This is a genomic window from Amycolatopsis sp. cmx-4-83, from assembly GCF_046548815.1.
GTDB lineage: Bacteria > Actinomycetota > Actinomycetes > Mycobacteriales > Pseudonocardiaceae > Amycolatopsis > Amycolatopsis pretoriensis_A.
Map to the genome: position 1 here is coordinate 100898 of NZ_JAEBEF010000001.1, position 11883 is coordinate 112780.

General features: G+C 70.7%; 14 protein-coding genes. 7 read left to right on the top strand and 7 right to left on the bottom strand.

Translation table 11 applies throughout. The features are described from left to right. Positions 1-55: 55 nt before the first annotated feature. Both ACLJQM_RS00500 and ACLJQM_RS00505 read right to left on the bottom strand, forming a co-directional pair. Positions 56-895 (bottom strand): patatin-like phospholipase family protein, encoded by an 840-nt coding sequence (locus ACLJQM_RS00500; protein WP_410629602.1) that lies wholly within the window; start codon positions 893-895, stop codon positions 56-58. 23 nt (positions 896-918) lie between these two features. Beyond that, complete coding sequence (locus ACLJQM_RS00505) at positions 919-1200, bottom strand: DUF2277 domain-containing protein (protein ID WP_247015799.1); 282 nt, start codon at positions 1198-1200, stop codon at positions 919-921. Between the two features lie 102 nt (positions 1201-1302). Here ACLJQM_RS00505 and ACLJQM_RS00510 point away from each other — a divergent pair, with 102 nt between their 5' ends. Then, a complete protein-coding gene (locus tag ACLJQM_RS00510; protein WP_360774870.1) occupies positions 1303-2238 on the top strand; it encodes an Ldh family oxidoreductase in 936 nt (311 codons plus the stop codon). 46 nt (positions 2239-2284) lie between these two features. Here ACLJQM_RS00510 and ACLJQM_RS00515 read toward each other — a convergent pair whose 3' ends face one another. After that, entirely contained in the window at positions 2285-2509 is a 225-nt protein-coding gene (locus ACLJQM_RS00515; protein WP_360774867.1) for an RNA-binding S4 domain-containing protein, read from the bottom strand. Between the two features lie 7 nt (positions 2510-2516). Next, positions 2517-3314, bottom strand: a complete 798-nt coding sequence (locus tag ACLJQM_RS00520; RefSeq protein WP_360774864.1) for a trypsin-like serine peptidase — start codon at positions 3312-3314, stop codon at positions 2517-2519. A gap of 129 nt (positions 3315-3443) precedes the next feature. Here ACLJQM_RS00520 and ACLJQM_RS00525 point away from each other — a divergent pair, with 129 nt between their 5' ends. Beyond that, the gene (locus ACLJQM_RS00525; protein WP_410629606.1) at positions 3444-4259 is read left to right on the top strand and encodes an SDR family oxidoreductase; all 816 of its coding nucleotides are present in this window, start codon (positions 3444-3446) and stop codon (positions 4257-4259) included. 181 nt (positions 4260-4440) lie between these two features. Continuing rightward, the gene (locus ACLJQM_RS00530) at positions 4441-5055 is read left to right on the top strand and encodes a hypothetical protein (protein WP_410629608.1); all 615 of its coding nucleotides are present in this window, start codon (positions 4441-4443) and stop codon (positions 5053-5055) included. Position 5056: 1 nt separating this feature from the next. On the opposite strand, the gene ACLJQM_RS00535 is transcribed toward ACLJQM_RS00530, so the two are convergent. Further along, positions 5057-5716, bottom strand: coding sequence for a response regulator (locus tag ACLJQM_RS00535; RefSeq protein WP_247015786.1), 660 nt, complete (start codon positions 5714-5716; stop codon positions 5057-5059). Beyond that, entirely contained in the window at positions 5713-7290 is a 1578-nt protein-coding gene (locus tag ACLJQM_RS00540) for a sensor histidine kinase (protein WP_247025400.1), read from the bottom strand. Before ACLJQM_RS00540 ends, ACLJQM_RS00535 begins: the two co-directional genes overlap by 4 nt. Before the next feature lie 191 nt (positions 7291-7481). Here ACLJQM_RS00540 and ACLJQM_RS00545 point away from each other — a divergent pair, with 191 nt between their 5' ends. The 4 genes from ACLJQM_RS00545 (at position 7482) to ACLJQM_RS00560 (ending at position 11125) form a co-directional block, all read left to right on the top strand. Then, entirely contained in the window at positions 7482-8288 is an 807-nt protein-coding gene (locus ACLJQM_RS00545; protein ID WP_247015784.1) for an ABC transporter ATP-binding protein, read from the top strand. Beyond that, the gene (locus tag ACLJQM_RS00550; RefSeq protein WP_247015782.1) at positions 8278-9165 is read left to right on the top strand and encodes an ABC transporter permease; all 888 of its coding nucleotides are present in this window, start codon (positions 8278-8280) and stop codon (positions 9163-9165) included. The genes ACLJQM_RS00545 and ACLJQM_RS00550 overlap by 11 nt, the downstream gene beginning before the upstream one ends. Before the next feature lies 1 nt (position 9166). Continuing rightward, positions 9167-10222 carry an ABC transporter substrate-binding protein gene (locus tag ACLJQM_RS00555; protein ID WP_410629611.1) on the top strand — a complete coding sequence of 352 codons (1056 nt, stop codon included), beginning with the start codon at positions 9167-9169 and terminating at the stop codon, positions 10220-10222. A 192-nt stretch (positions 10223-10414) separates the two neighbouring features. After that, positions 10415-11125, top strand: a complete 711-nt coding sequence (locus tag ACLJQM_RS00560; protein WP_410629613.1) for a G1 family glutamic endopeptidase — start codon at positions 10415-10417, stop codon at positions 11123-11125. 4 nt (positions 11126-11129) lie between these two features. Here ACLJQM_RS00560 and ACLJQM_RS00565 read toward each other — a convergent pair whose 3' ends face one another. Further along, positions 11130-11738 carry a DUF1345 domain-containing protein gene (locus ACLJQM_RS00565; RefSeq protein WP_247025398.1) on the bottom strand — a complete coding sequence of 203 codons (609 nt, stop codon included), beginning with the start codon at positions 11736-11738 and terminating at the stop codon, positions 11130-11132. Positions 11739-11883 lie beyond the last annotated feature (145 nt).

Sequence of the window (11883 nt, forward strand, 5' to 3'; positions counted from 1 at the left end):
CGGCGCTTGCGTTGTGGGTCCTGGTGACGGGGCTCGTGGTGCTGGGCTTCCTCGACTAGGTCCAGTTCAGCGTGAGCGACGCGCCCTGGGCACGGCCCGCTTCGGCGGCCGGGGTCCGCGTCGCCGGGTCCAGCGGGTTCTCGCCGATCGCCGCGATCGAGGCCTCGTCCGGGGTGATCAGCGTGACCGCCGCGCCCGCCGCGCGCAGGTCGTCGAGCACCGTGAGCAGCGGTTTCTCCATCGGCAGCGGGGCGTCCACGCCCAGCGGCGAAACGACCGTGACGCGCGTGTGGCCCGTCGCGTAGTCGGCGTTCTCGGCGGACCGGACGCCGCCGTCGACGTAGCGGCGGCCGTCGATCGTCACCGCGGGCCAGACGCCCGGGACCGCGCAGCTCGCCGCCACCGCGTCGACCAGGGAGACGCCGGACGCGCGGTCGAAGCGGCGGGGTTCGCCGGTTTCCGCGTCCACCGCCACGATCACGAGGCGCTGCTCCGGCCACTCGTGCGACGGCAGCCGCGCCTCGATCACCGCGCGGCGGTCCGCCTCCGGCACCGTTTCGGCCGACAGGGCCAGCCGCCCGACCGCGCGCCGGACTTCGGCCGGGTCCGTCGAGCCGGTGACGGCGCCGCCGAAGTCGGCGGCGAACTTCTCGAAGTCGATGTCGGCCGGGATCTCCGGGGTCTGGCGCGCCGGATCGGCCTGGCGGGCGAACAGCTCGGCCAGCGGCAGCCCGCTGGTCACCTGCGCGGCGACCGCCGAACCCGCCGACGTCCCGACGATCAGGTCGGCCCCCGTGAGGTCCTGCCCGTGCTCGGCGAGCCCCGCCAGCACCCCCGTCGTCCACGCGATCCCGGCGACCCCGCCGCCACCCAGCACCAAAGCCTGTCCACCCATGCCGACACCCTATCGGCGCCGGATCAGGGCTGTCGCAAGGCTTTCGCGGCGATCCGCGCCTGGACTTCGGGACGGCGCAGCGGCGGCACGGTCGCCGGCGGCTGACGGCGTTCGGGCAGCTGTTCCAGCAGGCGCGTGGTGATCGCGGTGATCTCGGCGACCGCGGCTTCGAACGGCTCGCGCGTGGCGTCCGAAAGCGACTGCACGCCGGTCACCTTGCGGACGTACTGGCGGGCCGCGGCCTCGATCTCCTCGCCGGTCGCGGCCGGCTGGAGCCCCCGGAGGGTGGTGATGTTTCGGCACATGCCGCTCAGGGTACGACTCTGCGGGCGCTTCGATCACACGGTCGGTTAGGCCTGGGCCCACGTCGTTGACGCCCGAACCGCCGTTTGGGCAAGGTCGGAGCAGTGCCCCTCAGACCCTTCCGCTCCGCCCGCCCCGAACCCCCGGTCCTCGAAGCCGAGCGGCCGGAAACCCCGATCCCGGAACAGGCGTGGCCCCGCGTGCGGGCCGACGAGCTGGTCACCCTCGTGGCGCACGTCTTCGCCGCCCACGGTTTCCCCGAAGCGCGAGCGCGCATCGCGGCCGAGGCCCTCTGCCACGGCGACCTGACCGGCTCGCCGGACACCGGGGTCGCCGACCTGACCCGCGTCCACCTGCCGCTGCTGGAAAACGGGCTGGTCGTGCCGCACGCCCAGCCGCTGATGATCGCCGACCGCGGGGCCGCCGCGCTGATCGACTACCGCCGCGCGTCCGGGCTCTGGGCCGTCGGCGACGCGATGGACCGCGCGGTCACCCGGGCCGGGCGCTTCGGCGTCGGACTGGTTTCACTGCGCGGGATCGGGCCGTTCGGCCGGGCCGGGCACCACGCCGCGCGGGCGCTGCCGCACGCGATGATCGGGCTGGTGCTCGCCGCGGGCGGCGAGCCGGACCAGCCGATGAACCCGCTCGGCATGGCCGCGCCGGGCGGGGCGTACCCCGAGTTCGTCTTCGACATGGACAAGCCGGGTTCCGAAGCAGCCGGGCTGACGCTGCTGGTCGAGGTGCTCGCCGGGGTGCTCTCCGGCGTCGCCGACCACGAGCACGACACCGGCCTGCTGGTCATGGCCATCGCGCCGACGACCCTGCGCAGCGCGGACGGCTTCTACCGCGCGGCGAGCGCGTTGTTCGGCAGCATGCTCGGCTGGGACGGCGGCGCGCCGATCCGCTACCCGGGCTGGCGCGAGGCCCAGCACCTGGAGCAGTGCCGCGCGCTCGGCGTCCCGCTCGCCGGTCCGGTCCGCCGCGAGCTGGACGCCCTCGCCGCTTCGCTCGGCCTCCCGCCCCTCACCAGCGTCGGCTGACCCCGGGCGCCCCGATGCGTCAGCCGCCTCGGGGCGCCCGGGGGGCTCAGTGGACCAGGATGACCTTGCCGCGGGCCGGGCCCACCGCCACGACGTCGCCATCGGTCAGCTGGCGGCCGCGGCGGGTCTCCACCTCGCCGTTGACCGTGACCTCTTCGGCGTCGATCAGGTCCTTGGCGTGCGAGCCGTCCTCGGCGAGGCCGGCCAGCTTGAGGAACTGGCCGAGCCGGATCGGTTCTCCGGTGATGGGTACGTCGACGGGATCGCTCATACCCGCATCATGCCCGGGCGGTCGTCTGCCGGTAGAGGGCCTGGACGTCCGTGTCGAAGTAGCTCGAATACGACGTGTCGGGGTCGTCGCCGCCGTACTCGAACCCGCCGATGACGCCGATGACCGTGCCGAGCCGGGTCTTCGGGTCCTGGGCGGTGACCCACGGGCCGCCGCTGGTGCCGGTGGGGAAGCCCGCGCAGGCCACCTTCAGCTGGTAGGTGTCCTGCTGGCTGGTGGTGTTCTGGCAGACGGCGGGCACCTCGGTGTCGTCCGGGTAGCCGGTGAGCGTGATGGCGTGCTCGAACCCGGTGCCGGTGGCGAGGGTGTTGGCGCCGACCAGGCTTTCCAGCGTCCGCGTCGCGCCCGCCTGGTGCGCGGTCGCGAAGCCGACGTCGAGGTCCGGGTCCGACGACTCGCTCCACCCCCTCGCGACGAGCTCGTCGGCCACCGTCCAGAAGCCGAACGGCGCGACGCCGTCGTGGTAGCCGGGCGCGAACGTGACGCCGGTGAGGTAGCCGCCGCCCTCGCCGTCGTGGATGCAGTGGGCCGCGGTCAGCAGCACGTCGCCCTGGTCGCTGTGCACGACGCTCGCGGTGCAGTAGTGCATGCCCTCGACGAACAGCGCGCCGACCGCGGGGCTCGACACCGCGGGCAGGTCGGGCGTCGACGCCGGCGCGGCCTCGACGGTGCCGGACGTCGTGGCGTCCGCGGACCTCGGCTGATGGTCCACGAAGATCACGAACGCCGCGCCGAGCAGCAGGATCGCGGCCACGCTGAGCAAGACGGCCGTCCGCCGCACCCGCATCGCCTCCCGTCTCGTCCCGGCGCTCCGACCAGATCACCATAAGGCGTCGCACCGACACAATCAGCGCACCCACAGCAACCTCACAGCCGCTAGTATCCGTAACTCACGAGTAACACCCAGGGAGGGACCATGAAGCGGTTCGGGGACAAGGTCGTGGTGATCACCGGAGCGGGCTCGGGGATCGGTCGCGCGCTGGCGCTGGAGTTCTCCCGCCGAGGTGCGCACCTCGCGCTTTCCGACGTCAACGCCGGCAATGTGGCCGAGACGGCGAAGCTGGCCGGCGACAACGCCCGCGCGTACACCCTCGACGTCGCCGACCGGGCCGCCGTGCTCGCCCACGCCGAAGAGGTCGTCAGCGACTTCGGCGGGGCGAACGTCATCGTGAACAACGCGGGTGTGGCGCTTGGCGCGACCGTCGAGGAAATGTCCTTCGAGGACTACGACTGGCTGATGGGCGTCAACCTCGGCGGTGTCGTGAACGGCACGAAGGCGTTCCTGCCGCACCTGATCGCTTCCGGCGAGGGGCACGTAGTCAACGTTTCCAGCGTGTTCGGGTTCGTCGGCGTGCCGACGCAGAGCGCGTACAACGCGGCGAAGTTCGCGGTCCGCGGGTTCACCGAAGCCCTGCGCGAAGAAATGCTGATCGCGCGGCACCCGGTCGCGGTCAGCTGCGTGCACCCCGGCGGGATCAAGACCAACATCGTGCGCAACGCGCGCAGCGACGCCGGCGACCAGGAGAAGGCCGCGCGGGGCTTCGAGCGGATCGCCCACACCACCCCGGAGAAGGCGGCGGAGACCATCCTCCGCGGCGTGGAACGGAAGTCCGCGCGGATCCTCATCGGACCGGACGCCTACGTCATCGACGCCATCCCGCGCGTCCTCGGCTCGGCTTACCAGCGTCCGCTGGCGGTGCTGGCGCGGCTGGGCTTGAAGCAGATGGAATGACGTTCGATGAACCTTATTCAGCCGTCGGCCGGCGCGAGGTCGCCGGAGGCCGCACGGTCCCGACCCGTAGCGCCAGCCTAACCAGAATTAGGTTCACTCATTGGGGTTGCGTTTCTGACAGCGTCGTCCGAAATGGTCCAGAATGCGTGGGGTCCGCGAGCCCCCCGCACCGGAGGTCCCGATGCTTCGCACCGCACCGCGCAGTGCGACCCGTCCGTCCAGCGACCGCGCCGCCGTCGAACTGCTGGACCGCACCGGAATCGTCGCGGCGAGCCTGCCCCGGCGCCGCCGCACCGACGACGACGTCACCGCGAGCGAGCCGATCTACACCCGGCCGCCGGTGTGCGACCAGGACCTGCGGCCGAAGTCCGTGGTGATCCGGCGCCGCGCCCGCACGTGGCTGGGCAGCGGCGCCGCGGTGCTGCTCGTCGCCGTCGGCTGGCTGGGCGGCGGGATGCTTTCCGGTGGCCTGTTCGGTCCGAACCCGGCCGACGTGGCCCAGCTCGACCCGCGCCCGGCCGTCGCCGAAGCGCCCGCGCCGCAGCCGCAGGCCCCGCAGGCGCCGGTGGCCACCCCGGCCCCGAAGACGGTCTTCGTGCCGGCGCCGGCCAAGCCCGACCGGAAGCGCGTTCAGGCGCAGGCGAAACCGCAGCCGAAGAAGTCCGCGCCGGAAGAGGACGAAGCCCGCGTCGACCTGCCTTCGCCGACGCCGACGGCCAACCTGGTCCAGTCCTGGGTCGGCGTGGCGGAGAGCATGGCTCAGCAATACCGCTTCGACACGACGACCCGTCGCTGACTCAGGCGCCGCTCCAGCGGTACTCGTGCTCCGGGCGCCCGGTGGCGCCGTAGCGCAGCCGCATCTGGACCGTTCCCGACTCCGCCAGCGCGGTCAGGTACCGCTGCGCCGTCGCCCGCGCCATCCCCAGCTCACCGGCGACTTCCGCGGCCGACAGCGGACGGCCCGCCCGCCGCAGCTGCTCCGAAACCAGCCGGGACGTCGCCGTCGACTGGCCCTTCGGCGCGGACGTCCGGTCCTGGTCGTGCAGCACCCGGTACGCTCGGTCGACGTCGTCCTGCGCGAAGGACCGGTCCTCGGCGAGCAGGCCGCGGAAGCGCGCGTAGGACGTCAGCCGTTCCGCGAGCTGGCGGGTGGTGAACGGCTTGATCAGGTAGTTCAGCGCCCCGGCCCGGATCGCCGCGGCCACCGACGCGCTGTCGGTCGCCGCGGACAGCACGATCGTGTCCGTCTGCAGCTCCGGGAGCACGGCGAGGCCGGACTCGTCGGGCAGGTAGACGTCGAGCAGGACGAGGTCCGGCGAGAGCTCGCGGACGCGGGCGCGCGCTTCGGCGGCGGTGTGCGCGGTGCCGACGACCGCGAAGCCGTCGACCTCCTCGACGAACCCGGCGTGCACGCCGGCGACCCGGAAGTCGTCGTCGACGATGAGCGTGCGGATCATCTGTCCTCCGTCAGCGTTCCGGGCAGCTTGGCGACGAACAGGGCACCCGACTCGCCCGCGCCGGGGTCGGCCAGCCAGACGTCGCCGCCGTGGGCGCGCGCGGCCTGCCGGGCCAGCGCGAGGCCGAGTCCGTGGCCGGGCGCGATCTTCGTCGAGACGCCTTCGTCGAACAACGTGCGCCGCAGGTCGGCAGGCACGCCGGGGCCACTGTCCACAACGGACACGTGCAGCGTGCCGCCTTCGGCCAGCAGGCTGATCTCCACCGTCGCCGGCCGGCGCGGGCCCATCCGGGCGGCGTGCAGCGCGTTGTCGACGAGGTTGCCGATCACGGTGTTCGCGGCGATCGGGTCGGTCACCGCCGTGGGCACCCAGGTGTCGTCGGCGAGCTTGAGCGTGAGGCCCTTTTCCTGCGCCTGCTCGGTTTTCGCGACCAGCAGCGCCTGCAGGTACGGGTCGGCGACGGCGTCACCCAGCTCGCTCGGCCGGGCCGACGGCGAGTTCGTCAGCGTCTGCAGGTATTCGACGGCCTCGGTGTGGTGGCCGAGCTGGAGCAGCCCGTAGAGCGTGTGCAGCCGGTTCGCGAACTCGTGCCGCTGGGCGCGCAGGCCGTCGGACAGCGCGCGGATGCCGTCGAGCTCGCGGGTGAGCGCGTCGAGGTCGGTGCGGTCGCGGAAGGTCAGCACCGTGCCGATGTCCCGCTCGTCGAGCCGCACCGCCCGGCTGTTGATGACGAGCACCCGGTTCCCGGCCACCGCCAGGAGGTTGTCGACCGGCAGCCCTTCGGCGACGGCCTTGTGCACGCGCGGGCTGAGCTCGAGTTCCGCCAGCGCCGCGCCGATCGGGAGCTCGGTGCCGAGCAGGCGTTCGGCCTCGTCGTTGCGCACCGAGACGCGGTTCGCCTCGTCGACGGCGAGCACGCCTTCGCCGATCCCGTGCAGCACGGCTTCGCGTTCGTAGAGCAGCTCGGTGAGTTCGTGCGGTTCGAGCCCGTGCGTGACGCGCCGCAGGCGCCGGTTGAGCAGCGCGGACGCGCCCGCGCCGAGCAGCAGCGCGCCGCCGGCGAACACGAGCGTGATCGCCAAGAGCTTATTGAAGTCGCCGGTCGGATCGGCCACGTCGAAGCCGACGCTGACCTCGCCGACCACGCGTTGCCCTTGCCGGATGGGAGTTTTGCTGCGGACGGACAGTCCGAGGGTTCCGCTCGCCACGGTGTTGACGTCGTCGAACCCCGCGAGCGCCCGGTCGGCGGGGGTGCTCACCCGCCTCCCGATCTCGCTCGGCGTCGGGTGCGCCAGCCGGATGCTGTTGTCGTCGGTGATCACGACGAACAACGCGTCGGTCCGCTCCCGCACGGCCAGCGCGCGTTCCTGGAGTGCACCACCGGGGATCTTCGCCGCGGTGTCGGCCACGACGACCGGATCCACCGCCACCGACTTCGCGATGGCCAGCGCTCGCTCGCTGTACTGCTCGGTCAGCGTGCGCGAGAGGAGCACGCTGACCAGCGCGACGCCGATCCCGACGACGAGGAGCACCACGCCGATCTGCAGCAGCAGCACCTGCCTGCTGAACCGCATCCGCGGGAAGAGCGCCCACTTTGGCATGGCTGGGAACATACCCCCAGGTCACGGCAGTGCGCTAAACGAGCAAAACATTCAGAACGCGCAGCACGCGCGGAGAACGTCGACAAGCTTCACCTCGAAGCAACGGCTGCTTAACGTCCCTTCCCAACGTGAGCCCCACCACGTGACGAAGGAGTCACCTCCCCATGGTTCCCCCACTGATCGAACTCACCGGAGCCACGAAACGGTTCCCGAGCGGGTCCGGGTCCGTGCACACGGCCGTCCGCGATCTGACCATGACCGTGCAGCCCGGCGAGTTCGTCGCCGTGGTCGGCCCGACGGGCTGCGGCAAGTCGACGACGCTCTCGCTGGTCTCCGGGCTGCAGCCGCCGTCCGCCGGCCGGGTGCGGGTGAACGGCGAGGACGTGAAGTCGATCCCGGACGGGGTCGGCTACATGTTCCAGACCGACGCCGTGATGCCGTGGCGGTCGGTGCTGGAGAACGTCGCTTCCGGCCCGCGCTTCCGCGGTGCGCCGAAGGCGGAGGCCCGGGCGCAGGCCGTCGACTGGATCGCCCGCGTCGGGCTCGCGGGCTTCGAGAAGTACTACCCGCACCAGCTTTCCGGCGGCATGCGCAAGCGCGTCGCGCTGGCTCAGACGCTGGTCACCAAGCCGAAGATCCTGCTGATGGACGAGCCGTTCTCGGCGCTGGACGTGCAGACGCGGGCGCTGATGCAGGACGAGCTGCTGCGGCTGTGGTCGGGTTCGGGGGCCGCGGTGATCTTCGTGACGCACGACCTCGACGAGGCCATCGCGCTGGCGGACAAGGTGGTCGTGCTGACGACGTCGCCGGCCACCGTTAAGGACGTCTTCGAAATCCCGCTGGAGCGGCCGCGGAAGGTCGAGGAGCTGCGGCTCACCGAAGAGTTCCGCAAGCTCTACGCCGACATCTGGGAATCACTGCGCAGCGAGGTCGACAAGGCCCGTGAGAAGGGAGCGAGCAATGTCGCTTGAGACCCCCGCGGCCCCGTCCGCGCCCCTCCCGGTCCTCGAGACCGAGCAGGACATCCTCGCCCGCGCCAAGCAGGCGTCGGCGAAGCGCAAGCGCAACATCTGGCTGCTGCGCCTGGCGATCGTCGTCGTCTGGCTGGGCAGCTGGGAGCTGACCGCCACGTACTGGATCGACCCGTTCTTCTACTCGAAGCCGTCGAAGATCTGGGAGCGGCTGGTCGAGTGGTTCTCGGCGGGCACCGACTTCGGCTCGATCTGGTACCAGGTGCTGGTGACCGTCGAAGAGGCCGCGATCGGCTTCGTCATCGGCGCCATCTTCGGTGTCGTGTTCGGCGTGATCCTCGGCCGCAGCTCCTATCTCGCGCAGGTGCTGGCGCCGTTCATCAAGGCCGCCAACGCGTTGCCGCGCATCGTGCTCGCCGCGTTGTTCGTGATCTGGTTCGGGCTCGGGCTGTCGTCGAAGGTCGCGACTGTCGTCGTGCTCGTGTTCTTCGCGGTGTTCTTCAACGCCTTCACCGGCGCCCGTGAGGTGGACCGCAACCTGATCGACAACGCCCGCATCCTCGGCGCGACGCGCGGTCAGGTGCTCAAGTCGATCGTGCTGCCGAGCGCGACGTCGTGGATCCTGTCGTCGCTGCACGTCGCCTTCGGGTTCGCGCTGATCGGCGCGGTCGTCGGTGAGTACACCGGCGCGAAGGCCGGCATGGGCTTCCTGATCGCCAACGCGCAGGGCACGTTCGACACGGCCGGCGTGTACGCCGGGATGCTGATCATCACCGTGGTGGCGCTGCTCGCGGAGTGGGGTATCAGCTCGCTGGAGGGCAGGCTGCTGCGCTGGCGCCCGCCGTCCGCCGCCGACGCCGCGCACGGGGTGGTCTGACATGCGCCTGAAGCGGGCAGTTGCCGTGGCGGCCGCGCTCACGGTCACCCTGGCCGGGGTCACGGCGTGTCGCGACTCGCGGGAGATCTCTCTCGGTACCACCGGCCAGCCGCACATCAAGATCATGATCGGCGGCATCTCGAAGGTCATCTACCTGCCGGGTCAGCTCGCCCAGCAGATCGGCGCGTACCAGCGGCAGGGGCTCGACGTCGAGCTGTTCGACCAGCCCTCGGGCGCGAACGCCGAGACGTCGCTGCTGGCCGGCGAGGTGCAGGGGGTGGTCGGGTTCTACGACCACACGATCGACCTGCAGGCCAAGGAGCAGTGCATCCAGAGCGTCGTGCAGTTCGCGAACGTGCCGGGCGAGGCCGAGATGGTCGCGACCGGCAAGGCCGGCGACATCAAGTCCGGCAAGGACTTCAAGGGCCGCAACCTCGGCGTCACGTCGCTGGGCTCGTCGACGGACTTCCTGACGAAGGCGCTGGCCGCGCGTGGCGGCGTCAGCTCGAAGGACTACACGCCGGTCAAGGTCGGCGCCGGGCAGACGTTCATCTCGGCGATGAACCAGGGTTCGATCGACGCCGGGATGACCACCGACCCGACGATCGCGCAGCTGACGAACACCGGGCAGGCCAAGGTGCTCTACGAGATGCGCACGGTCGAAGGCACGAAGGCCGCTTTGGGTGGTTTGTACCCGGCGAGTTCGCTGTACATGGGCTGCGAAATCGTGAAGCGCTATCCGGACATCGTGCAGAAACTGGCCAACGCGTACGTCGAGACCCTGAAGTGGATTTCGACGCACACACCGGAACAAGTCGCCGACACCATGCCGCCGTCGTTCGCCGGCGGGGACAAGGCGCTGTACGTGAAGTCGCTCAAAGACAGCTTGCCGATGTTCACGAAGGACGGCCGGATGGACCCCGCGGGCGCGCAGAACGTGCTGAAGGTGCTGGGCGAGTCGTCGAGCAACGTCAAGCCGAAGAAGGACAAGATCGACCTTTCGCAGACGTACACGACGAAGTTCGTGGACGCCGCGCACGCGGCGGCACAGCAGTAGGAGCCCCGCTCACCTGACCGGGCGGTTGGTGAGCGATATCGACCCGTAAAGGCCTCTTTCCCCCGCGGAGGCCTTTACGGGTCTTTTTCGGGCAATGGGAAGACCATGCGAAAGTAGCTACCCTCTTTTTCGTGCGGCTCCAACACTTGGGGAACGGTTTTCCCGGTCCCCATCGGTGAACGGAGTCCCCGCATGTCCAGAATCCTTTCGTCGCGCGCTGCCCGAGTCCTCACGGCGGTCGCGGCCGCCGCTGCCGGCCTCGCCGTCTCCGGCACCGCGCACGCCGCGGTCGAGTACGGTTCGCACTTCCACGGGCACCAGTTCTCCGGCGGCAACTGGGGCGGCTACGTCAGCTTCGGCAGCTTCACCACGGCGACGGCGAGCTGGACCGAGCCGACCGTGACGTGCCGGTCGAGCAACGACCTCTTCGCGCCCTGGGTCGGCATCGACGGCGACGGATCGTCCACAGTGGAACAGACCGGCGTCGAGACGGACTGCTCCAGCGGGCACCCGGTGTATTCGGCCTGGTACGAGATGTACCCGGCGGCCCCGGTGTACTACAACGTGTCGGTCGGCGCGGGCGACCACATCACCGCGACGGTGACCCGCACGGCGACCAACACCTACCGCCTGGACCTGTCCGACACGACCAAGGGCTGGACCAAGACGACGACGAAGTCCCTGACGTCGAAGCACGCCTCGGCGGAGGCGATCATCGAGTCCCCGACCGACTCCTACCCGACGATCTCCGGCGGCATCAAGTTCACCGGCGTCAAGTTCAACGGCACGAACCTGGCCTCGACCAGCCCGTCCGCGCTGAACGCCGACGACCGCGGCACGAACACGTGGATCCCGGGCGCGATCGGCTCGGACGGGCAGAGCTTCACGATCTCGCGCCACTGAGCCCCTACTTCAGGTTGTTGATCGCCCACGCGACCACCATCACCGCGAGGATCAGCGAGATGACCGCCTGCAGCATCATCGTCAGCTTCGCCCAGATGCGCAGCGGCATGACGTCCGTCGGGCTGAAGGCGGCCGCGTTGGTGAACGAAAAGTACAGGTAGTCCAAATAGGACGGTTCCCAGTCCTGGTGCGCCAGGTCCGGGTCGGCCATCTGCGGGAACTGCAGGTCGGGGAACTCCGCCCGGCCTGCGGCCCGCCGGCCGGGGCCGCCGCGGTCGAACTCCCAGTACCAGAGGGAGAAAGCGACGATGTTCGTCCAGTAGACGATGCCGCCGGTGACCAGCACGGCGCCGGCGTGGTCGCCGATCGTGCCGGCCGCGATGCGGTAGACGAGGGTCACCGCGGAGCCGGCGTTCACCGCCGTCACGGCGGCGACCAGCAGCAGCGAGATGACCCGCTCGACCGCGCTGAACTGCGACATCCGGCCCGGGTTGACCAGCAGCAGCGCCACCACGAGCAGCGCGGACACGGCGGGCAGCAGCCACTGCGGGTGCAGGGCCATGTCGTCGGGCAGGGCGACCTGCAGCACGAGCGTGGCCACGACGACGCCCATCGCGGGCCAGCGGGTCTCGCCGGACGTCCGCCGGCGCCACGCGGGAAGTGCCTCTTCTGTCACCGGCTCACGCTAGGCCTTCCCCCGCACTTTCACGTGAAAGTGACGCTCCCAGGTCGGCACTTTCACGTGAAAGTGCGGCCTC